This is a genomic window from Pseudomonas sp. LBUM1653, from assembly GCF_059716115.1.
Genome location: NZ_CP166803.1, coordinates 1,751,555 through 1,773,565, shown reverse-complemented (window position 1 = coordinate 1,773,565; position 22,011 = coordinate 1,751,555). Strand labels below are relative to the sequence as shown.

The 22,011-nt window shown below is 60.8% G+C and carries 23 protein-coding genes; 11 read left to right on the top strand and 12 right to left on the bottom strand.

The window, feature by feature from the left end:
* Positions 1-730: 730 nt before the first annotated feature.
* The 5 genes from rluB to ACA054_RS08110 form a co-directional block, all read right to left on the bottom strand.
* Positions 731-1,948, bottom strand: a complete 1,218-nt coding sequence (gene rluB, locus ACA054_RS08130) for a 23S rRNA pseudouridine(2605) synthase RluB (protein ID WP_497688936.1) — start codon at positions 1,946-1,948, stop codon at positions 731-733.
* Between the two features lie 294 nt (positions 1,949-2,242).
* The gene (scpB, locus tag ACA054_RS08125) at positions 2,243-3,226 is read right to left on the bottom strand and encodes an SMC-Scp complex subunit ScpB (RefSeq protein ID WP_497688935.1); all 984 of its coding nucleotides are present in this window, start codon (positions 3,224-3,226) and stop codon (positions 2,243-2,245) included.
* An 11-nt stretch (positions 3,227-3,237) separates the two neighbouring features.
* Positions 3,238-4,056, bottom strand: coding sequence for a segregation and condensation protein A (locus ACA054_RS08120; protein ID WP_007984128.1), 819 nt, complete (start codon positions 4,054-4,056; stop codon positions 3,238-3,240).
* A complete protein-coding gene (locus tag ACA054_RS08115) occupies positions 4,057-4,686 on the bottom strand; it encodes an L-threonylcarbamoyladenylate synthase (protein ID WP_272605128.1) in 630 nt (209 codons plus the stop codon).
* A gap of 13 nt (positions 4,687-4,699) precedes the next feature.
* Positions 4,700-5,563 (bottom strand): PHP domain-containing protein, encoded by an 864-nt coding sequence (locus ACA054_RS08110; protein ID WP_497688934.1) that lies wholly within the window; start codon positions 5,561-5,563, stop codon positions 4,700-4,702.
* An 87-nt stretch (positions 5,564-5,650) separates the two neighbouring features.
* On the opposite strand from ACA054_RS08110, the gene ACA054_RS08105 reads away from it, so the two are divergent.
* From ACA054_RS08105 to ACA054_RS08080, 6 genes are all read left to right on the top strand, one after another.
* On the top strand, positions 5,651-6,247 hold the full coding sequence (locus ACA054_RS08105) for a septation protein A (RefSeq protein ID WP_008055521.1): 597 nt from the start codon (positions 5,651-5,653) through the stop codon (positions 6,245-6,247).
* Position 6,248: 1 nt separating this feature from the next.
* Positions 6,249-6,548: a YciI family protein gene (locus tag ACA054_RS08100; RefSeq protein WP_057715934.1), complete on the top strand. Its 300-nt coding sequence runs from the start codon at positions 6,249-6,251 to the stop codon at positions 6,546-6,548.
* Between the two features lie 111 nt (positions 6,549-6,659).
* A complete protein-coding gene (locus tag ACA054_RS08095) occupies positions 6,660-7,073 on the top strand; it encodes an SH3 domain-containing protein (protein WP_497688933.1) in 414 nt (137 codons plus the stop codon).
* A gap of 7 nt (positions 7,074-7,080) precedes the next feature.
* Positions 7,081-7,758: a response regulator transcription factor gene (locus tag ACA054_RS08090; protein WP_497688932.1), complete on the top strand. Its 678-nt coding sequence runs from the start codon at positions 7,081-7,083 to the stop codon at positions 7,756-7,758.
* 218 nt (positions 7,759-7,976) lie between these two features.
* Positions 7,977-8,438, top strand: coding sequence for an LTXXQ domain protein (locus ACA054_RS08085; protein WP_497688931.1), 462 nt, complete (start codon positions 7,977-7,979; stop codon positions 8,436-8,438).
* A gap of 190 nt (positions 8,439-8,628) precedes the next feature.
* Positions 8,629-9,972, top strand: a complete 1,344-nt coding sequence (locus ACA054_RS08080; protein WP_497688930.1) for a sensor histidine kinase — start codon at positions 8,629-8,631, stop codon at positions 9,970-9,972.
* A gap of 108 nt (positions 9,973-10,080) precedes the next feature.
* Here ACA054_RS08080 and ACA054_RS08075 read toward each other — a convergent pair whose 3' ends face one another.
* A complete protein-coding gene (locus ACA054_RS08075) occupies positions 10,081-10,647 on the bottom strand; it encodes an NAD(P)H nitroreductase (RefSeq protein ID WP_497688929.1) in 567 nt (188 codons plus the stop codon).
* 119 nt (positions 10,648-10,766) lie between these two features.
* Between ACA054_RS08075 and ACA054_RS08070 the strand changes: the two genes are divergently transcribed.
* Entirely contained in the window at positions 10,767-12,221 is a 1,455-nt protein-coding gene (locus ACA054_RS08070) for a TrkH family potassium uptake protein (protein ID WP_497688928.1), read from the top strand.
* Here ACA054_RS08070 and ACA054_RS08065 read toward each other — a convergent pair.
* Complete coding sequence (locus ACA054_RS08065) at positions 12,178-13,239, bottom strand: AraC family transcriptional regulator (protein WP_497688927.1); 1,062 nt, start codon at positions 13,237-13,239, stop codon at positions 12,178-12,180. The two genes, ACA054_RS08070 and ACA054_RS08065, sit on opposite strands and share 44 nt — an antisense overlap.
* A gap of 161 nt (positions 13,240-13,400) precedes the next feature.
* On the opposite strand from ACA054_RS08065, the gene ACA054_RS08060 reads away from it, so the two are divergent.
* Positions 13,401-13,712 (top strand): Mpo1-like protein, encoded by a 312-nt coding sequence (locus ACA054_RS08060; protein WP_034146218.1) that lies wholly within the window; start codon positions 13,401-13,403, stop codon positions 13,710-13,712.
* Between the two features lie 18 nt (positions 13,713-13,730).
* Positions 13,731-14,321 (top strand): HD domain-containing protein, encoded by a 591-nt coding sequence (locus tag ACA054_RS08055; protein WP_497688926.1) that lies wholly within the window; start codon positions 13,731-13,733, stop codon positions 14,319-14,321.
* Positions 14,322-14,468: 147 nt separating this feature from the next.
* Here ACA054_RS08055 and ACA054_RS08050 read toward each other — a convergent pair whose 3' ends face one another.
* Entirely contained in the window at positions 14,469-15,284 is an 816-nt protein-coding gene (locus ACA054_RS08050; protein ID WP_497688925.1) for a UDP-2,3-diacylglucosamine diphosphatase, read from the bottom strand.
* A 172-nt stretch (positions 15,285-15,456) separates the two neighbouring features.
* Here ACA054_RS08050 and ACA054_RS08045 point away from each other — a divergent pair, with 172 nt between their 5' ends.
* Positions 15,457-16,215, top strand: coding sequence for a helix-turn-helix transcriptional regulator (locus tag ACA054_RS08045; protein WP_497688924.1), 759 nt, complete (start codon positions 15,457-15,459; stop codon positions 16,213-16,215).
* A gap of 171 nt (positions 16,216-16,386) precedes the next feature.
* Positions 16,387-17,280, top strand: a complete 894-nt coding sequence (locus tag ACA054_RS08040; protein WP_497688923.1) for a DMT family transporter — start codon at positions 16,387-16,389, stop codon at positions 17,278-17,280.
* Here the strand turns inward: ACA054_RS08040 and ACA054_RS08035 are convergent.
* From ACA054_RS08035 to recQ, 4 genes are all read right to left on the bottom strand, one after another.
* The gene (locus ACA054_RS08035) at positions 17,274-17,564 is read right to left on the bottom strand and encodes an Rdx family protein (RefSeq protein WP_497690257.1); all 291 of its coding nucleotides are present in this window, start codon (positions 17,562-17,564) and stop codon (positions 17,274-17,276) included. The genes ACA054_RS08040 and ACA054_RS08035 overlap by 7 nt on opposite strands.
* Positions 17,565-17,905: 341 nt before the next feature.
* Positions 17,906-19,123 carry a type IV pilus assembly protein FimV gene (locus ACA054_RS08030; RefSeq protein WP_497688922.1) on the bottom strand — a complete coding sequence of 406 codons (1,218 nt, stop codon included), beginning with the start codon at positions 19,121-19,123 and terminating at the stop codon, positions 17,906-17,908.
* A 128-nt stretch (positions 19,124-19,251) separates the two neighbouring features.
* Positions 19,252-19,686 carry a MarR family transcriptional regulator gene (locus tag ACA054_RS08025; RefSeq protein ID WP_497688921.1) on the bottom strand — a complete coding sequence of 145 codons (435 nt, stop codon included), beginning with the start codon at positions 19,684-19,686 and terminating at the stop codon, positions 19,252-19,254.
* A 120-nt stretch (positions 19,687-19,806) separates the two neighbouring features.
* Positions 19,807-21,933, bottom strand: a complete 2,127-nt coding sequence (gene recQ, locus ACA054_RS08020) for a DNA helicase RecQ (protein WP_497688920.1) — start codon at positions 21,931-21,933, stop codon at positions 19,807-19,809.
* Between the last annotated feature and the right edge of the window lie 78 nt (positions 21,934-22,011).

Sequence of the window (22,011 nt, the reverse complement as noted above, 5' to 3'; positions counted from 1 at the left end):
TTTTATCTGTGACGAAATCGAACCCGACACGCTTGTGACGCGGCGGAGTGAACAAGGCGGATAGCCTTGAGGTTTGCGCAGATGCGCAGGAGGTCACAGGTAAAACGCGGCGCATTGTACACCTGTAACCCCCTGCTGCCAGACCCCGCTGGATCAGCGTGTCGGTAGCCGGGATTGCGTGTGTCCGCCTCGAGTAGTTCGGGCGGCGGCCAAAAGGAGGTCAGACCTTTGCAGGTCCAGGACGGGGACGGCGGAAACACCGGCCCGCGATGAAAGCTGGAAACGGATTGCGGCGGTCATTGCGCCTCCTTTTTGTTATGCACCTGCACGACAGGCATGGCGCGCATAACACCTTGCATGGGGTCGGGAAACAAGCACGCTAGAGCGGCGGGAGAAGGAAATAAGAGAATGGAGCGTAAGCATTTTCTTACGGTATTTCGGGAGCGGCGATTTCATGGGGTTAATCTGTGGATTTCGTCATGAATTCTTTACAGCATGTAATTTTGGCTTTCCACTTCGGAGATCCCGGTACGGCGACTGGCGTCTTCGCGAGCAGGCTCGCTCCCACAGGAGATTGAGTTGTTTCGCAGAATGCGATCCCTTGTGGGAGCGAGCCTGCTCGCGAAGACGGCCTCAAAAACGACAAAGAGATAAAGTCAGGCGAAAAAAAACGCCAACCCGAAGGTTGGCGTTTTCACTTGCAGCTTGCCGCTTGAAGCTTACCGCTGCTTCACAACGGCTTGCGACGGCCAAAGCCCGGACGCTGACCCGAACCCGCCGGCGCTCCACGACGCTTGCCCGAAGGCGCATCGTCTACCAGCTTGATCCCCGGACGCTTCGGCGCAGGCTTGGCCGGGCGCTTGGTGTCGGCCGGACGATCCGCCACCGGCGTACCACGACCTTCACCGCGCTCGGTACGGCCATTGGCCGGACGTGGCGTGCGTGGACCGCGCTCACCGTCCTGACGGGCGGCTGGCTTGCGTGCTGGACGCTCGCCTTCGATCTGCGGCTCGCGGCTGGCACGAGGCGCAGCAGGTGCGGCGGCTGCGCCAGTGGCTGGACGCAAGGTCCGCACGCGCTCGGTCTTGGCCATCGGGCGCGATGATTTACGCTGCATCCGATCGAGCTTGTCCTTGCTCTTGGCATTCATTTGCGGCATCGCCACCGGCGTCAGGCCGACTTCGGCACTGAGGATGTCGACTTCGTACTGACTCATTTCGCGCCAGCGACCCATCGGCAGGTCGGAGTTGAGGAACACCGGACCGAAACGCACGCGCTTCAGACGGCTGACCACCAGGCCCTGGGATTCCCACAGACGACGTACTTCGCGGTTGCGACCTTCCATCACCACGCAGTGGTACCAGTGGTTGAAACCTTCGCCGCCCGGAGCTTGCTTGATATCGGTGAACTTGGCCGGGCCGTCTTCGAGGACCACGCCGGCTTTCAGACGCTCGATCATCTCGTCGTCGACTTCGCCACGCACACGTACCGCGTATTCGCGGTCCATTTCGTAGGAGGGGTGCATCAGGCGGTTGGCCAGCTCACCGTCGGTGGTGAACATCAGCAGGCCAGTTGTGTTGATGTCCAGACGACCGATGTTGATCCAGCGACCTTCTTTCGGACGCGGCATTTTGTCGAACACGGTCGGACGACCTTCCGGGTCGACACGGGTGCAGATTTCGCCATCGGGCTTGTTGTACATGATCACGCGGCGGACCGACTCGGCGGCCTCTTCACGCTTGATTACCTTGCCATCGATGGTGATGGCGTCGTGCATGTCGACACGCTGGCCAAGGGTGGCGTCTTTGCCGTTGACCTTGATCCGGCCGTGGCTGATCCAGGCTTCCACGTCACGGCGCGAGCCGACGCCGATACGGGCGAGGACTTTCTGCAGTTTCTCGCCTGCTGGGCCGATTTCCTGGTCGTCTTTCTGGTCTTTGATACTCATCTGGGCACCTCCCGGTGTGTTCTGAAAACTGGGTACTTTGGCGAAGGGATCGCCGAAGGGTCGCGAATCATACGCGCATGCGGGCGTTTGCGCATCAGAGACTAGCTGATCGATCAGGACTTACCGGTTTTTTCCGCCGACCGGTGACAAACAACTTGCTTGCGAACACAAACCCCTGTGGGAGCGAGCTTGCTCGCGATGACGGAGGCATATCCGACATCGAAGCGACTGACCTGCCGCCATCGCGAGCAAGCTCGCTCCCACAGTGAATCTTCATTGTTCATGAGATTCGCATCAGTCTTCGAGCTCGCGGCGTTCGGCTTCGATGGCTTCGGCCAGGGCCTGGGCTTCTGCCTCTTCATCCGACAGTCCGGGCTCGGGTTGCGTTTGTTCGAGTGCGGCGACGGCAGCCAAGAGTTTTTCGCGAGCCTCGGCAACACCGAGAATGTCATCTTCTTGTTCCGGTTCGATTTCTGGCTCTGGCTCGGATTCAGACTCTATCTGAACATCTGCGGTTTCCGGCTCGATGTCGGGCTGCTCCAGATCAATCTCCGGCACCTCCCCATCACGCAACAAATCATCGAAATCAGTCTTGATCCCCTCCTCCATGCTGTCGAGCTCCAGCAACAGCGTATGGAAACTGGTCTCTTCCTTGGGTTCTTCCGGCTCGGCGCTGGCGTCGGCCAATTCCTGCAGCCCGGCGGGAACTGGCGCGTCGTCGAAATCGAGCACCGGATCAGGCTCCAGTTCGCGCACCTCGGCCAGCGGCGGCAGGTCATCAAGGTTCTTCAGGTTGAAGTGATCGAGAAACGCCTTGGTGGTGGCGAACATCGCCGGCTTACCCGGTACGTCGCGGTAACCGACGATGCGGATCCACTCGCGCTCCATCAGCGTTTTGACAATCTGGCTGTTGACCGCCACGCCCCGCACATCTTCGATCTCGCCCCGGGTGATCGGTTGGCGATAGGCAATCAAGGCAATGGTTTCGAGCATGGCGCGCGAGTAACGCTGCGGCCGCTCTTCCCATAAACGCCCGACCCACGGCGAAAACTTTTCACGGATTTGCAGGCGATAGCCGGAAGCCACCTCCTTCAACTCGTACGCACGGCCATCGCAGGACTTGCCCAAAATGGTCAGGGCTTTCTTGAATACCGCCGGTTCCGGGCGCTCGGCCTCTTCGAAGAGCTCGAACAGGCGCTCCAGCGATTGCGGTTTTCCGGAGGCCAGCAGAAAGGCTTCGAGCAGTGGCGCCAGCTCGCGGGGTTCACTCAGGTTCATGATTGGACTCGTTATTCGGCTCGTGCTCGGACGTGGATCGCGGCGAACGGCTCATTCTGCACCAGCTCGACCAAGGATTCCTTGACCAGTTCGAGGATCGCCATAAAGGTCACGACAACCCCCAGGCGCCCTTCCTCGGCGGTGAACAGCTCGACAAACGGCACGAAACCGCCGCCCTTGAGCCGTTCCAGCACATCGCTCATGCGTTCACGGGTGGACAGCGCCTCGCGGCTGACCTGATGGCTTTCAAACATGTCGCCCCGGCGCAGTACCTCGGCCATGGACAGCAACAGCTCTGACAAACGCACATCCGGCAACAGTTTGCGCGCCCGAGCTTCCGGGGCATCGAGCTTGGGCACCACCACGTCGCGACCGACCCGGCTCAGGCCGTCGATACCTTCGGCGGCGGCCTTGAAACGCTCATATTCCTGCAAGCGGCGGATCAGTTCGGCGCGAGGGTCTTCTTCCTCGTCCTCGACGGTTTCGGCCCGCGGCAGCAACATCCGCGACTTGATCTCGGCCAGCATCGCGGCCATCACCAGGTATTCGGCGGCCAGTTCCAGGCGCACCGACTGCATCAACTCGACATAACCCATGTACTGCCGGGTGATTTCCGCCACCGGGATGTCAAGGATGTTGATGTTCTGTTTGCGGATCAGGTACAGGAGCAGGTCGAGCGGGCCTTCGAAGGCTTCGAGAAAGACTTCCAGCGCATCTGGCGGAATGTACAGGTCGAGCGGCATTTCCATGACCGCCTGGCCATAGACCATGGCGAAAGGCAGCTCTTGCTGGGCTCCGGCCTGACTGTCGACGGGTTCTACTGCAGACATCTAGGCCTCGACCATGAACGGCGCAGGGTCGCCGCAGCCGACACGGATCACTTCCGGCTCGCCATCGGCGAGGTTGATCACGGTGGAGGCCTTGATCCCGCCGAAACCGCCATCGATGATCAGGTCGACCTGATGCTCAAGCAGTTGGCGCATTTCGTAAGGATCGGTCATTGGATCTTCATCGCCCGGCATGATCAGCGTCACGCTCATCAGCGGTTCGCCAAGCTCTTCCAGCAGCGCCAGGGCAATCGGATGGCTCGGCACCCGCAGGCCGATGGTGCGTTTTTTCGGATGCAACAGCAGGCGCGGGACTTCGCGGGTGGCGTTGAGGATGAAGGTGTAGGGTCCCGGAAGATGGGCCTTGAGCAGTCGGAAGGTGCCCGTGTCGATCTTGGCGAACAGCCCCAGTTGTGACAAATCGCTGCATATCAGCGCAAAGTTGTGTTTTTCGTCGAGCTGGCGCAGGCGGCGAACGCGCTCCACGGCGACCTTGTCGCCGATCTGGCAACCGATTGCGTAGGAGGAGTCCGTGGGATAAATCACCACCCCGCCCTTGCGGATGATCTCGACAGCCTGTTTGATCAGGCGCGCCTGCGGGTTTTCCGGATGAATCTGGAAAAATTGACTCACATTCTCTACCTGTTCAGACGGCGGCAATATTTGGGTCATGTTTGAATCGACACCACAGTGGTGGCAGATCCTCCGGAAGCGGGCGGTATTCACCGATCTCGGACCAGCCTCCAGGGCCATGAAAATCACTGCCGGCGCTGACCAGCAGACCGAACTCGCGGGCCAGAATCGCCAGGCTGCCCACTTGCTCGGCAGGCTGATGGCCATTGACCACTTCGATCGCGTGGCCCCCTGCTTGAATATAGTCGGCAATCAGGCGACGACGTTTGCTGCGAGTGAATTCGTAATGCCAAGGGTGGGCCAGACTGACCCAGGCCTTGGCCGCGCGCAGGGTTTCGACGGTTTCTTCCAGGGTCGGCCAGTGTTGCTTGACGTCTCCCAGCTTGCCGGCGCCCAGCCATTTGCGGAACGCTTCGGCGCGATCCTTGACGAAACCTTCGCGCACCATCCAGTCGGCGAAGTGCGGGCGGGCCGGAGCGTTACCGCTGTCACCCAGGGTCTGCTGGACTTCCCGGGCGCCTTCCAGCGCACCGGGCATGCCCTTGAGCGCCAGCTTGCGACTTATTTCCTCGGACCGTAGCCAGCGACCATCGTGCAATTTTGCAATCGCCTCGACCAACGGCGCGGCATTGACGTCGAAGCCGTAGCCCAGCACATGAATGGTCGCGCCGCCCCAGGTGCAGGACAATTCGACGCCGTTGACCAGTTGCATCCCCAGCGCATTCGCTGCACAGCGGGCCTCGTCGAGGCCTTCAAGGGTGTCGTGATCGGTCAAGGCCAGGACTCGCACGCCTCTCTCGAACGCACGCGCAACCAGAACCGCAGGCGCCAGGGCGCCATCGGAGGCCGTGCTATGGCAGTGCAAATCAACATTCACAGGGCTTTGTAACCTCAAATCAGCTGGCGCTATCGCGCGCCCATATGTTTGTTATTATGCCGCCACATCCTGCTTCTGGCTGCCACTGTGAAACAATTCATCGATTTCATCCCGCTCCTGCTGTTTTTCATCGTCTTCAAAATCGATCCACGGGTCGTCGACATTGCCGGCCATGAGGTCACTGTAGGCGGTATCTACAGCGCCACCGCTATGCTGATCATCAGTTCGCTGGTGGTCTACGGCACACTGTTCATCAAGCAGCGCAAGCTGGAGAAGAGCCAGTGGCTGACCCTCATCGCCTGCCTGGTCTTCGGCAGCCTGACCCTGGCCTTCCACAGCGAGACCTTCCTGAAGTGGAAAGCCCCGGTGGTCAACTGGTTGTTCGCCCTCGCTTTTATCGGCAGCCACTTCATCGGTGACCAGCTGCTGATCAAGCGCATCATGGGCCACGCACTGAGCCTGCCGGAGCCGGTCTGGACGCGACTGAACATTGCCTGGATCGCGTTTTTCCTGTTTTGCGGCGCCGCCAACCTGTTCGTCGCGTTCACCTTCCAGAGCTACTGGGTCGACTTCAAGGTCTTCGGCAGCCTGGGCATGACTTTGCTGTTCCTGGTCGGCCAGGGCATCTACCTGTCCCGCCACCTGCACGACGCCGATACCACAACGCCGAAAACCGAGGACTGACATGCTTTACGCAATCATTGCCACAGACGTCGCCAACTCCCTGGAAGCCCGCCTGGCCGCACGGCCTGCACACCTCGAGCGCCTGCAAGTGCTCAAGGGCGAAGGTCGCATCGTATTGGCCGGCCCACATCCGGCGATCGACAGCAATGATCCCGGGGCAGCGGGTTTCACCGGCAGCCTGATCGTCGCCGAATTCGACTCCCTGAGCGCCGCACAGGCCTGGGCCGACGCCGATCCGTACATCGCCGCAGGCGTCTACGCCAACGTTTTGGTCAAGCCGTTCAAGCAAGTCCTGCCGTAACTCCCCCCTTACGCGGTGAACCTTATCGGTTCATCGCGTTCTCAATCGCTCATTATTCTCGTTTGCCTGCCGACAAACTCCCCAATATCCGTATTGGAATCAGGAGTCGCGATGCGCAAAGGTCCGTTGTGTCTGATGTTGGTCAGTTTGTCGATCGTGGCGCCCGCCCACGGTGAAGAAGCCGCCGAGGGCGCGAACTCCACGCCGCTGTCCTTGAGCGCCGGCAGCCAGATCAACGAACTGCAGCAACGCTTGAAAGAAAGCGAGCGGCAACGAGAAGAACTGAGCAAACAATTGAACACTGCCGATGGCGAACGCGAAAGCGTCCAGCTGGTCCGGTTGCGCCAGGAGAATCAGCGACTCAAGCTGCAACTTCGGGAAGCACAGGCCGGCAGTTCTATCCCGCGCTTGCTGACCGATCAGCAACAGTGGTTCGTCGTCGGCGCCGGAGTTGCGCTATTGGCCCTGCTCTGCGGTATCTTCGCCAGTGGTGCAAGTCGAAAACGTCGACAATGGCTAAATTGAGTGATCCATGAGCGAGCTGTTACTAATTGATGATGACCAGGAGCTGTGCGAGCTCCTGAGCAGCTGGCTGAGCCAGGAAGGGTTTCAGGTGCGCGCCTGTCACGATGGCCAGAGCGCCCGCCGCGCGCTGGCCGAAACCTCACCGGCGGCCGTGGTGCTGGACGTGATGTTGCCGGACGGCAGTGGCCTGGAGCTGCTCAAGCAACTGCGCAGCGATCACCCGGACTTGCCGGTGCTGATGCTTTCAGCCCGCGGCGAACCCTTGGACCGTATTCTCGGCCTGGAGCTCGGCGCCGACGACTACCTGGCCAAACCCTGCGACCCACGGGAACTGACAGCCCGCCTGCGCGCCGTGTTGCGCCGCAGCCATCCGGCGGCGGTATCCAGCCAAATGGAGCTGGGCGACCTGTGTTTCAGCCCGGTGCGCGGCGTGGTCAGCATTGATGAACAGGAATTCACCCTTACGGTTTCCGAAAGCCGCCTGCTCGAAGCCCTGCTCAAGCAACCCGGCGAGCCGCTGGACAAACAGGAACTGGCGCAAATAGCCCTCGGCCGCAAGCTGACCCTGTACGACCGCAGCCTCGACATGCATGTCAGTAACCTGCGCAAGAAGATCGGCCCGCATTCCGATGGCCGCCCGCGCATCGTGGCCCTGCGTAGCCGTGGTTACTATTACAGCCTTTGAACACGAACATCATTCCTGTAGGAGCACGGCTTGCCGGCGATGGCGATCTACAGGACGCCATCGCCGGCAAGCCGTGCTCCTACAGGGTTGCAGTGTTTGTCAGGTCGTCGGCAATCCGTCTTTACCCAAGCTTTACGTATCGCTGACCGCCGCTGACCTTGAACTCCGTAATCTGCACACATCCGGAACGTACCGGGAATGAGACAAGGAGATTCACCATGCGCAAGACTCTTATCGCTCTGATGTTCGCCGCCGCCCTGCCGACCGTTGCCATGGCCATGCCTGAAGGCGCAGGCCCGATGGGTGGCCCGATGGGTGGCCCGATGGACGGTTCGCGCCACGGCGGTCAGATGCACGGCATGCACGGTAAAGGCCCGTACAGCCAACTGGACCTGAGCCGCGAACAGCGCGAGCAGATCCGCAAGATCATGGGCGAGCAGATGCATGAGCGTAAGCAAGTGGTCGACAAGTACCTGGAAAAACTATCGCCAGCCGACCAGAAGGCCATGAAAGATGAAATGGCCGCCAACCACAAAAAAGCCGAAGCAGACGTGCGAGCGTTGCTGAAGCCGGATCAACAGAAGAAATTCGACGAGATCCAGAAGAAACAAGCTGAACGTCGCGCCGAATGGGCCGAGTTCAAGGCCTGGAAAGCGCAACAGGCGCAAAAAGCGCAATAATGCGCTAACGGGACCCAACGACTGAATACCGTTGGCACTGATGGTGAAAATCCATGTGGGAGCGAGCTTGCTCGCGATAGCGGACTTGCAGTCACGTTGATGTTTAATGTGCCGACGCTATCGCGAGCAAGCTCGCTCCCACAAAGTTTTGCGTTTGACTGACGGTTTCTTTTTAGTTCGAGGATTTTCTGTGCGCTCATTGTTCTGGCGGATCCTGGCCAGCTTCTGGCTGGCCATCGCTCTGGTTGCAGGGCTCTCCATTCTGCTCGGGCACATGCTCAATCAGGACGCGTGGATTCTCAGCCGTCATCCAGGCCTCAATACCCTGGCCGAACAATGGACGCAGACTTACGAATCCCAGGGTGAGGACGCCGCGCAGGACCTTCTGCAGGAGCGTAAACACCAGTACCACATCGACGTTCAGGTGCTCAACGAAAGCGGTGACCCAGTGGTTCGCGGTACCTTCCCGCGCCGCGCGGCGGCCTTCGAAGCGCGGCAGAACAACGATGACCGTCGCCTGCCATGGCGACGCCTGACCGATGAGTTCACCAGCGACAAAAGCGGTGATACCTACCTGTTCATCTACCGCATCCCCCACCCGGAACTTGACGCCTGGCACCGCGAAAGCCTGCTCTGGCCGTTGAGTGCGCTGGGGATCGCCTTGGTGGTGCTGACCCTGTTCAGCCTGCTGGTGACCTTTTCCATCACCCGCCCGCTCAGTCGTCTACGCGGTGCGGTGCATGATCTTGGACAAACCACCTACCAACAGAACAGCCTGGTCAAGCTGGCCAACCGCCGCGACGAATTCGGCGTGCTGGCCAACGACTTCAATCGCATGGGCGCGCGCCTGCAAAGCCTGATCGGCAGTCAACGACAATTGCTGCGCGATGTGTCTCACGAACTGCGGTCGCCCCTCGCTCGCCTGCGCATTGCGCTGGCATTGGCCGAGCGGGCCACGCCGCCAGAACGGGAAAAACTCTGGCCGCGCCTCACCCGCGAATGCGACCGTCTCGAAGCGTTGATCAGCGAAATCCTCGTGCTGGCACGGGTCGACGCCGATAACGCCAGTGCCGAAGACGTGGATCTCAACGCGCTGCTCAATACCCTGCAAAAGGATGCACAACTGGGTTCACCCGATCAGCTCGTGCACCTCGAAGCCGAGACGCAGTTGACCCTCAAGGGCTGGCCAACCATGATCGAACGCGCCGTGGACAATCTGCTGCGCAACGCCCAGCGCTTCAACCCGGTAGGCGGCCTGCCGATTGAAATGCAGGCGTTGCGCCAAGGGGAACGGATTGTGGTGACCGTGCGTGACCATGGGCCGGGGGCGGACGCTGAACATTTGAATCAGCTAGGTGAGCCGTTTTATCGGGCGCCGGGACAGACCGCTGCAGGCCACGGTTTGGGACTGGCCATTGCGCGCCGCGCAGCGGAGCGCCATGGCGGAAGCCTGGTGCTGGCCAATCACCCGGAAGGCGGGTTCATTGCCAGCCTGGAATTGCCTCTCGTCCCAGGGGCTGTGGTCCAACCCTGAACCACTGTGGGAGCGAGCCTGCTCGCGAAAGCGGCAGCACATTCAATATCGTAGTGAATGAACGACCGCTTTCGCGAGCAGGCTCGCTCCCACATTTGATCGGTGGCGTCAGGCTTTACCGGGCCAAGCGCTGACGAACTCGGCCAGGTCAACTTTCTCCGCAACGCGTGGTTCCTTCTGCGGCGTGCCGAGGTACAGGAAGGCAATGACCTCCTCCCCTTCTGCCAGTCCCAACCCCTTGGCCACATGCGGCGAATAGGCCAAGTCACCAGTACGCCAGACCGCGCCAATACCCTGCGCATAGGCCGCCAGCAAAATCCCGTGGGCCGCACAACCAGCCGCCAGCAGCTGCTCGGACTTCGGATACTTGACGTGATCCTGCACCCGCGCGATCACGACCACCACCAAAGGTGCCCGCAGCGGTCCGTTACGCGCCTTGTCAATGGCCGCTTCGGTCACTTCAGCGTCCTGCAACTTCGCCGCTTCGGCCAGCAACTCGCCCATTTGCTCGCGCGCCGCGCCTTCGACCGTCAGGAAACGCCAAGGCTGCAAATGGCCGTGATCCGGGGCGCGCATGGCCGCGGCAAACAGCGCTTCGCGTTGCGCCGGGGTAGGTGCCGGTTCGATCAGGCGCGGGACGGAAACACGGTTGAGCAAAACGTCGAGAGCCTGCATCGGCCACCTCCAGAAAAAATTGTGCGGCTATTCTAGCTGTAACTACTGAGGCAGTGCGGTTTACATGCCCCGCCCCGCAGGTAGAATGGCGCCCTCCTTACTTCAGCCGAGCGGATTTCATGGCGTTGCCGACCTTACGTCTCATTGGTTTCATCATCGGCATCTTCCTGATAACCCTGGCCATCGCCATGGTCGTGCCGATGGGCACGCTGGTGGTCTTCGATCGCACCGGCGACCTGCCGTCGTTCCTCTGGGCCAGCATGATCACCTTTGTCGCCGGCCTCGCCCTGGTCATTCCCGGGCGCCCGGAGCATGTCCATCTGCGGCCACGGGACATGTACCTGCTGACCGTCAGCAGCTGGCTGGTGGTGTGTATCTTCGCCGCGCTGCCCTTCCTGCTGACCCAGCGCATCAGCTACACCGATTCGTTCTTCGAAAGCATGTCCGGGATCACCGCCACCGGTGCGACGGTGCTCAACCACCTGGACGACATGTCCCCCGGCATCCTGATTTGGCGCTCGCTGCTGCACTGGATCGGCGGCATCGGATTTATCGGCATGGCGGTAGCGATCCTGCCGCTGTTGCGCATCGGTGGCATGCGGCTGTTCCAGACCGAGTCGTCAGACCGCTCCGAAAAAGTCATGCCCCGTTCACACATGGTGGCGCGCCTGATCGTGGCGGCCTATGTCGGCATCACCATTTTCGGCAGCCTGGCGTTCTGGTGGGCCGGGATGAGTCCGTTCGACGCGATCAACCATGCGATGTCGGCGATCTCCACCGGTGGCTTCTCCACCTCGGACCAGTCCCTGGCCAAGTGGACGCAGCCGGCGGTGCATTGGGTGGCCATCGTCATCATGATTCTCGGCAGCCTGCCGTTCACCCTGTACGTGGCGACCCTGCGCGGTAACCGCCGGGCGCTGATCAAGGACCAACAGGTTCAGGGCTTGCTCGGCATGCTGCTGGTGACCTGGCTGGTGCTCGGCACCTGGTACTGGTGGACCACCCAGCTGCATTGGCTGGATGCGTTGCGCCATGTGGCGCTGAACGTGACGTCGGTGGTCACCACCACCGGTTTCGCGCTGGGGGACTACAGCCTGTGGGGCAACTTCTCGTTGATGCTGTTCTTCTATCTGGGCTTTGTTGGCGGCTGCTCCGGTTCGACCGCCGGCGGGATCAAGATTTTCCGCTTCCAGGTCGCCTACATCCTGCTCAAGGCCAACCTTAACCAGCTGATTCACCCGCGCGCGGTGATCAAGCAGAAGTACAACGGCCACCGCCTCGATGAAGAGATCGTGCGTTCGATCCTGACCTTTTCGTTCTTCTTCGCCATCACCATCTGCGTCATCGCGCTGTTGCTGTCACTGCTTGGAGTGGACTGGATGACCGCCCTGACCGGCGCCGCCAGCACCGTGTCCGGCGTCGGCCCGGGGCTGGGCGAGACCATCGGCCCGGCAGGTAACTTCGCCTCGCTGCCGGACGCCGCCAAGTGGATTCTCTCGTTCGGCATGCTCTTGGGCCGACTGGAGATCATTACGGTGTTTGTGCTGTGTATTCCGGCGTTCTGGCGTCACTGACCGGCACAGGCGTTTCCGTCAGTCGCGCCCGGTACTCGCCGGGCGTGCTGTCAAACCAGCGGCGGAAGGCCCGGAAGAAATTGCTCGGATCAGCGAACCCCAGCAGGTAGGCAATTTCCAGCAGGGTCATGGTCGGTTGTGCCAGATATTGCTCGGCCAGCTCACGACGGGTGTCGTCGAGCAACGTCTGAAAACTCGTGCCCTCCTCCTGTAGACGCCGTTGCAAGGTGCGTTGCGACAGGTGCAGCGTCTGCGCCACGGCATCACGCTTGGGCTCGCCCTGGGGCAGCAAACGGCACAACACCTGCCGCGCCTTGTGCGTTACTCGACTCTCGGAAAACCGCGCCAGGTATTCGCCGGCAAAGCGGTCATGCAACAACGCCATGGCCTCGTTAGCCGTCGGCAGCGGCGCTTCCATGTCCGCACGTTCGAAAATCAGCGCATCGTAAGGCGCGTTGAACACCAACGGCGCATGGAAGGCTTGTTTGTAGGGTTCGAGATCGGCCGGTTGATCGCCCTGCACCAGCACCTTGCGCGGCTGCAGCGTGCGTCCGGTCAGCCAGCCGCACAGCGCCAGGGCGCAAGCCAGGGAGGCTTCGGCGCTTTGACGGGTCGGCGGCAAATGGTCGCCATGCACCGTCAGAATCAGCGCGTAGCCCTCATCCAGCAGACGGAAACTCAGGTCGGCGCTTTCGGCAATGATCCGCTGGTAACGCACCAGTCGCCTGAAACCTTCGGCCAAGGTCTGGCTGGACATCAAGGCGTAGCCGGTCACGTGAAACTGCGCCGGTCGCACCACCTTGCCCATGTTCAGGCCAATCGCCGGGTTGCCGGACAGTTCAACCGCCCGTTGCCACAGTCGCGTCATGGAATCTTGCGGGAAGCGCGCATCCGGATCATCCAGTGCCGCGTAGTCGAGCCCCAGCTGCTTGAACAGAACCCGGCAATCCAGGCCGTCCATTTCCAGTGCTTTGACAATCCCCATCGCCCAGCTTGAAGAAGTCGTTCGTTCGCTCATGGCGTCTACTGTCTTGGTGAGCCGTCTGTCGCGGCAAATTTTCCGAAGGATACTAAAGTGGCGCCCATTGTCACTGGCTGATGCCATTGATCACTCTAGACTCAAATAAGCTACCCGCCGAACAACTTGCAGTCAGAACAATAACCACAGAGATCGCAGTCGTGGAAAACATCAAGCGTTTCAACAGTTTCGCTGAGTTTTACCCGTATTACCTCAGCGAACACAGCAACAGTACCTGCCGACGATTGCACTTCATCGGCACGACACTGGTTATTTTCATTTTGGCGCTGACCATCGGTCGGGGCGCCTGGATGCTGCTGTGGGTATTGCCGGTGGCGGGTTACAGCTTCGCCTGGGTCGGGCATTTTTTCTTCGAGAAGAATCGTCCTGCGACCTTCCAGCACCCTTTCTACAGCCTTCTCGGCGATTTCGTCATGTATCGCGACATGATCCTGGGACGCGTGCCGTTCTAGATCACCAGAGGATTGCCGATGAATGCCAATGCCCGTTTTACTCACATGAAGGATGGTACTCAGGAAGACTGGGCGATCATTGCCGCGGACTTCAGCGCCTACGCTCGTCAATTGCCGATACGGATCGTCGCGCACCTGAAGTTACTGGAAGGTGACTTCGGCGGTTTCCCCGTGGACCGCCTGACCCACTCGCTGCAAACCGCCACCCGCGCCTGGCGCGATGGCCGTGACGAAGAGTACGTGGTCTGCGCCCTGCTCCACGACATCGGCGACACCTTGGGCTCCTATAACCACCCGGACATCGCCGCCGCGATCCTCAAGCCTTTCGTCAGCACCGAGAATCTGTGGATGGTGGAGAAACACGGGATTTTCCAGGGTTACTACTTCTTCCATCACCTGGGCATGGATCGGCACCTGCGCGAGCAATTCAGCGGCCACCCGCAGTACAAGGCCACCATCGAATTCTGCGCCAGGTACGATGCGGCGGCGTTTGATCCGGCGTATGACACGCTGCCACTGAGCTTTTTCGAGCCGATGATGGAGCGCTTGTTTGCGCAGCCGAAGAACTCGATCTACAAGGCGGCGATGGAGGAGCATTCGCCAGCCTGATCAATCGAGCGGGACCGCTGCGCGGTCCATTCGCGAGCAGGCTCGCTCCCACATTGGATCTCCAGTGCACACCTATTTTGTGACCACCCGAGATTAACTGTGGGAGCGAGCCTGCTCGCGAAGAGGCCAGTCCGGACGCCGTAATTCTTAAGCCAGTTCCGCCACCTTCGCCACCTTCAACTGCGCCTCCCGCGCCTGGGCATCGGCCAACCGATACAACTCGATCGTGCCATCCCAATGCTCGATCAGCGCCGTGCACGACTCCACCCAGTCGCCGCAATTGAGGTAATCCACCTCGCCAACCTTGCGAATCTCGGCATGGTGAATGTGCCCGCACACCACCCCATGCAACTCGCGCTTGACGCACTCATAGGCAATGGCTTCTTCAAAATCGCTGATGTAACTGACCGCGGTCTTTACCTTGTGCTTGAGGTACGCCGACAGCGACCAATAACCGTAGCCATAACGGGCGCGCCAATGGTTGAGCCAGCGGTTGAGGGTCAAGGTGAATTCGTAGGCCGAGTCGCCGAGAAACGCCAGCCAGCGGTGATAGCGGGTAATCACATCGAACTGGTCGCCGTGAATGACCAGCAAGTGCCGGCCATCGGCGGTCACGTGCACCGCTTCGTCCACCAACTGGATGTTACCCAGGATCAGCTTCGAATAGCGGCGCAGGAATTCGTCGTGGTTGCCGGTGACGTAGATCACCTCGGTGCCGCGCTTGCTCATGGTCAAAAGGCGCCGGATCACATTGGTGTGCGCCTGGGGCCAGTACATGCCGCCGCGCAGTTTCCAGCCGTCGATGATATCGCCGACCAGGTAGATCTTGTCCGCGTGATAGCCCTTGAGAAACTGCGACAGGTGCTCGGCCTGGCAATCGCGCGTGCCCAGGTGCACGTCAGAAATCCACAAGGTGCGCACACGTTGCTTACGACTGGGTTTGGCGAGCTCGGCGCTGGTCATGGGCAACCCTCAGGACAAGTTTTGGCAAGCTTGACCCGGTCGGGTTAATGGCCCATGACAGCAGCAAGTCAGTCCTGTGACAGCGCGCACAAGCCGTGTCGGTGTAGACTGCGACCTGACTCATCAACCCTGTAATGAAAGCCTGTAACGAGAGCTTGTAAAGAGAGCCGCGATGAGACCGATCCTTACCCTGCGCCAGTACACCCAAGACCTGATCGTCCACAGTCATGAGCACGCACAACTGGTGTTCGGGCTGTCGGGCGCGCTGGATTTCGAGGTCGATGGGCGTGGCAGTCAGGTGGTTCAGCAAAGTTTCGTGGTGATTCCTTCCGGTTTTCATCATGCCTGCGGCAGCCCCAACGGCAGCCGATGCCTGGTCCTGGACGTGCCCGGCGATCAATGGCTTGGCCAGTCCCTGGGCGATCATGCCGATGCCAGTCGACGCCTGCTCGACAACGCCGGTCGCTTGTCGCTGGATGCGGGACAGAGCCAATTGGTCGAGTGGCTGGCCAACAGCCAGGTCGATGACCCGGTGATTGCGCAACAGGGTGCGGTACTGTTGCTGGCCAGCCTCAACAACGCCAGGCCCGACCCTGTAGGCGGCCGGCGCCTGCCCTACGCCGCACTTAATGCGCACATTGACCAATACGCCGCCTACCCGCTGCAAGTCGCCGACCTGGCCCGGGTGGCCGGTCTTTCCAGCGCACGTTTACACGCACGGTTCGTGGCCGAATGCGGGCAGACGCCGATGGATTACATCCGCAGCCGACGCTTGCACAAGGCCGTGGAGTTGCTGCGCAATTCGGCGCTGCCCATTGGCGAGATTGCCTGTCGGGTCGGTTACAGCTCCCAGAGCGCCTTTGCCGCCGCGGTGCTGCGTGAGTTCGGCGCATCGCCGGGTAAGCTGCGGCGCGAGGCTGGCGACAAATAACGCGAGTCTGGCGACAGACACAACGGGCGTTTGCACGTTCAATGTAGGAGCTGCCGCAGGCTGCGATCTTTTGACTTTGAAGATCAAGATCAAAAGATCGCAGCCTGCGGCAGCTCCTACAGGGGTCGGCGTTGTTGTCGGCCAGATTCGATACGTTTATCAAGGATTGCCATGACTCCCCGTACCGCCTTGGGCGCCCTGCATATCGGCGCATTGATGTTCGGCCTGACTGGCGTGTTCGGCAAACTTGCCGCCGCGTCCCCAGCGATCATCGTCTTCGGCCGGGCGGTGTTCGCGGTGGTGGCGCTGGCGTTCTTTGCACGCTTTGCCAGCCAGACCCGCTGGCAAAAACTCGAAGCCGTGGATGTGCGCCGACTGTTGCTCAGCGGTTTGCTGCTGGCCGGGCACTGGGTGAGCTTCTTCATTTCGGTGAAGATCGCCGGCGTGGCCATCGCGACCCTGGGCTTTGCCAGTTTCCCGGCCTTTACCGTGATCCTTGAAGGGCTGATTTTCCGGGAGCGGATCCGCGCCAATGAAATCCTCCTGGTGGCGCTGGTCAGTGTCGGACTGGTGCTGGTCACGCCTGAGTTCGATCTGGGCAGTGGCGCCACAACCGGTCTGCTCTGGTCGATCGCCTCGGGCCTGCTGTTTTCCCTGCTGTCGCTGACCAACCGCGCCAGCTCCGCGCGCATTCCGCCGGTGCAGGCGGCGTTGTGCCAGAACGTGGTGGTCGGATTGTGTCTGCTGCCGGCGGCGGCCCCGCATCTGAGCGAAGTGCGTGCCATCGACTGGTTGTGGATCGGCCTGCTCGGGGTGTTCTGCACCGGCGTTGCCCACAGTCTGTTTGTCGCCAGCCTGGCGGTGATCAAGGCGCGGACCGCCGCCGTGGTCTTCGCCCTGGAGCCGGTTTACGGGATCACCATGGCCTGGCTGCTGTTCAATGAAAACCCGACCCTGCGCATGCTGCTCGGCGGTGCATTGATCATCGTCGCAATCGTGGTGTCCAGCAGGCTTTCAAGCGGTTCGAGCAAGAAAGCCGTTGCCGCGGAGGCGGTGTCTCACTGATTGGTGCGTTCGTTGTGCCCCAGGTCGCGGTCCGGATCGATCTGGTCGCGGACTCGCTGCTTGAGCACCTTGGCCTCGGGGAAACCGCCATCAGCCTTGCGCTCCCAGAGCTGCACCTGGTCACAGAAAATGTGAAAGACCCCGCCCGTGCCGGGCACTAGGGACACCTTGCCCAGGTCATCGCCAAAGGTGCTGAGCAGTTCCTGGGCCAGCCATGCTGCACGCAACAACCACTGGCATTGGGTGCAATAGGTAATGACGATTTCCGGTTTGCTGGTGGTCATGATCGGCGAAATTCCAGAGGCAGAGGGCGCTGCCATGATAACGATCTTTATTGCCCGCGATGAACGATTACGCGGTGTGGCAGATACACCGCGGCGCCTGGTTCGCCGGCAAGCCTGGCTCCTACAAAGCGAAGAACGATGACGCGGTGCGGCAGATACACCGCGGCGTCTGGTTCGCCTGTAGGAGCCAGGCTTGCCGGCGAAGAACGATAACGCGGTGCAACAGACACACCGCAGCGTCTGGTTCGCCTGTAGGAGCGAGGCTTGCCCGCGAAGAACGATGACGCAGTGCGGCAGATACACCGCGGCGTCTGGTTCGCCGGCAAGCCTGGCTCCTACAGTTATCTGTTGGTGTCGTCCAGGGCATGGGAAGCCGGTTCGATTGTCCATTCAATCTCAGGCTCGGGCAGCGCTGGCTCTCTCGGCGGCTGGTCGGAGGAAGGAGCATTGTCCATCAGGCCCAAATCCCAACTCGTATCCATCGACAAGTCGTCCAGATTCAACTGGAACTCATCGGTGGGTGACGGCTGCGAGGGTGTTGTCGGGGGCAACACCGCCGAGGTTACAAGCGCGACCGGCGCAAGAGCGGCCAGTTGTGGAGGGTGGACGCGGACTTCCTGAAGTGTCTGCTCATCGTGCGCTGCTGGTCGATTGGCCTGCGGGTCAGGTCGCGATGGCTCGATCGATGGCTGATCCTGCTGTCGTTGTCGACGAACCCATGCAACCAGCAACGCCAAGGCCAACAGCGCCACAAACCCAACCATCCATAGCCAGTTCGCCCCAGGCTCCTCAACCACGACAGGCGCTGGCGCCACGGCAACCGGCGCAACCGGCTCCGTCGGTGCCTGCTTGACCTCGGCCAATTTGGTTTGCAGCTCGGTCACCTGCTTTTTCTCAACGGCGATCTGCTCCTCCTGTGCCTGAAGCTTCCCGTTGAGTTCATCGATGGTCGCCTGCAACTGCTGGTTGTGCAGGACGCTGGCAGCCAGTTGTTCCGCCAGAGGTTCCACTATGGGGGCTGCAACAGGCTTTGCCGCCGATTTCCTGGGTGCAGGTGATGTTGCCCCAGCCGGCTGAACACTCGGAAATGCAGAAGAAGGACGGTTCAGCGGCGGCTCATCACCGATCGGGGCAATATCTGCGGCACCCGGAGGATCAATGAGTACGGTGTACTCACGCAACAAGCGGCCATTGGGCTGGTCGAGCTGAACCAGAAAATCCAGGTAGGGTTCCTTCACCGGTTTGTTGGAACTGACCCGGATCAGGCTGCGATCGCCACGCAGGATGGGCGTGAATGTCAGATCATTGAGGAAGAACGCCCGCTCGACCCCGGCGCGGCTGAACTCGTCCGCCGTCGCCAGGCTGACCGACAGCTCGCCTTCCGTAAGTCCGGCCGCATCCACCAGGGCGATGTCGGCGCGCAGCGGTTGATTCAATGCCGAGTGCAGGGTGATTTCACCCAGGCCCAACGCCGGCACCCAGGCCGAGTACGTGACAGCGGCACTGGCCAGCAACAACCTGGCGCCATACCGTACAACCAATAGTCGACTCTCGAGCATGAGCATCCCTTAGGTAACCAAAAACCAATCTGCACGTGTTCGCACATCCGTTACGAACACGATATTGCCGACTAGTTCTTATAGTCCGCCCAGTGCGCTGGCTCAAAAACCTGGCGTGAGGTTTTGTCTCAGGATTTTTCGAGGTTGGCCAGAATGTGCCCGTGAACCCGCATGCAGACCTTTACATCCGCCTCATCGACACCCTCGAAGAGTTCATGACGCAGTTGGTTGGCAATGGTTTCGATTTGTTCGATCAGGGGACGCGCCGGGGCACACAGCACGATTTTTTTCGCCCTACGGTCTTCTACCACCGCCTGACGTTGCACCAGGCCCTGGCTTTCCAGGCTGTCGAGCAGCCGAGCCAGGGTAGGCCCCTCGACACCGACGCTTTGCGCCAGCTCACGCTGGGTCGGCGCTTGCTCGAAGCGCGCCAGGTGCAGCAGCACCAGCCAGCGGGCCTGGGACAATCCGAGTCCGGCAAGGCGGCGGTCGAGCTCGGCACGCCAGCCACGCGACATCTGGGCCAGTTGCATGCCAAAACGGTGTTGATCGGTCAACGACATAAAACACTCATAATTAGACTGAAAAAAGAGAAATACTAATAATTAGTCAGCTAAGCATGAGCCTTGGCCAGAGGCAAGACTTGTTCTGTACTGAATCGTTACATCAGTGAGACCGGTCGCTCAAAGTTCGAATTCGGACTGCAGAGCGGCCCGAATACAGTACAAAACCCCTTCGGGCACCCGACCGGCAAACAGCGCCGAAATTTCCGACACTGGCGGCAGTTCGCCCTCCCCGTCGAGGAACGCATCCTGGACTTCGCCCATCAAGTCCTCCGGCAGATCCAGCGCCTGCTCCAGTGACAACTGCTGCTTGCCGATCGCCTCGGCGAGCAGGGTGTAGACGTTCTTTTCCGAGCATTGCAACTGCCCGGCGATCTGCAACGGCGTCATGCCGGCACGCGCCAGGGTGATCAGCTCGTGGCGTAGGTCCGCCACGACTTTCGGTGCTTCGACCTGGCCACCGAGGACTTCGAGGAAAGCCTCGCCATAACGCTCCAGCTTGCGGGCGCCGACGCCACTGACCCGGGCCATTTGCGCCAGCGAGGTTGGTTGGCTGCGCAGCATCTCCAGCAAGGTCGAGTCGGGAAAAATGACGTACGGCGGTACGCCATGTTCTTCGGCCAGCTTGCGGCGCAGGGCACGCAGGGCTTCCCACTGTTCGCGCTCTTCGCCCCGGACCAGCTGGCTCGCCTGGCTCTTGCTGCTCTTGGCAGTCGTTTGCGCCTTCAGGTCGCGACGCAGTTCCAGGGTCACTTCACCTTTGAGCAGCGACCGGCACGTGTCGCTGAGGCGCAGGCCGCCGTAGCCTTCCAGATCGATGTCGGCCAGACCTCGGGCCACCAACTGGCGGAACAACGAACGCCACTCGCCTTCGGCCATCGCCCTGCCGACCCCGTACACCGAGAGGCGCTGATGCCCGAAGTTGCGTATCTTTTCGTTGTCCTTGCCCAGCAAGACATCCACCAGGTGCCCGACACCGTAGCGCTGGCCTGTCCGGTAGATCGCCGACAGCGCCTGACGGGCGGGCTCGGTAGCGTCCCAGGTTTGCACGCCATCGACACAGTTGTCGCAATGACCGCAGGGCTCGGGCATGTCTTCGTCAAAGTAGGCCAGCAGGGTCTGGCGACGGCAGCGGGTTTCCTCGCACAGCGAGAGCATGGCATCGAGCTTGTGTTGCTCCAGACGCTTGTGGCGTTCGTCGCCTTCGGAGTTCTGCAGCATCTGCTTGAGCATTACTACGTCCTGCAGGCCATAGGCCATCCAGGCATCGGCCGGCAGACCGTCACGGCCGCCGCGACCGGTTTCCTGGTAATAGGCTTCAAGTGACTTCGGCAAGTCGAGGTGAGCGACAAAGCGCACGTTGGGCTTGTCGATGCCCATGCCAAAGGCCACGGTGGCGACCATGATCAAGCCTTCCTCGTTGAGGAAGCGTTTCTGGTGGTGAGCACGCAGATCGTTGGGCAGGCCGGCGTGATACGGCAGCGCCGGGAAACCTTGTTCGGTGAGGAACGTGGCGACTTCCTCGACCTTCTTTCGCGACAGGCAGTAGACGATGCCGGCATCGCTGCGACGCTCGGCGAGGAACGCCAGCAACTGCTTGCGCGGCTGTTCCTTGGGCACGATGCGATAAAAAATATTCGGCCGGTCGAAGCTCGACAGGAAGCGCTCGGCATCCTGCAGGTGCAGGCGCGTGACGATCTCTTCGCGGGTACGCTTGTCGGCAGTGGCGGTCAGGGCGATGCGCGGGACGTCGGGGAACAGTTCCGCCAACTGGCCCAATTGCAGGTATTCCGGGCGAAAGTCATGGCCCCATTGGGACACGCAATGGGCTTCGTCGATGGCGAACAGCGAGATGTTCAGCCCTTGCAGGAAGCTCAGCATGCGTGGCTGGACCAGACGCTCGGGCGCGAGGTAGAGCATTTTGACCTCGCCGCGCCGGATCCTTGCCGCCAGGTCACGCTGTTGTTCGGCACTGAGCGTGGAGTTCAATGCCGCAGCGGCCACCCCCAGTTCTTCCAAGGTCGCGACCTGATCGTCCATCAGCGCGATCAGCGGCGAAACCACGACCGCCAGGCCATCGCGCAGCAGCGCCGGCACCTGGAAGCACAGGGATTTACCACCACCGGTAGGCATCAGGACCAGGGCATCGCCGCCATTGGCCACGCGCTCAATGATCGCACCCTGGCGGCCACGGAAACTGTCGTAGCCGAAGATGTCCTTGAGGACGCGCTGAGCCTGTTCGAGCATAAAAACTCCAAAAATCACCGAAACATCCCTGCAAGGCTGGTGCAGAATCCGCAACTCTGCACCGACAAATCGTAAGTG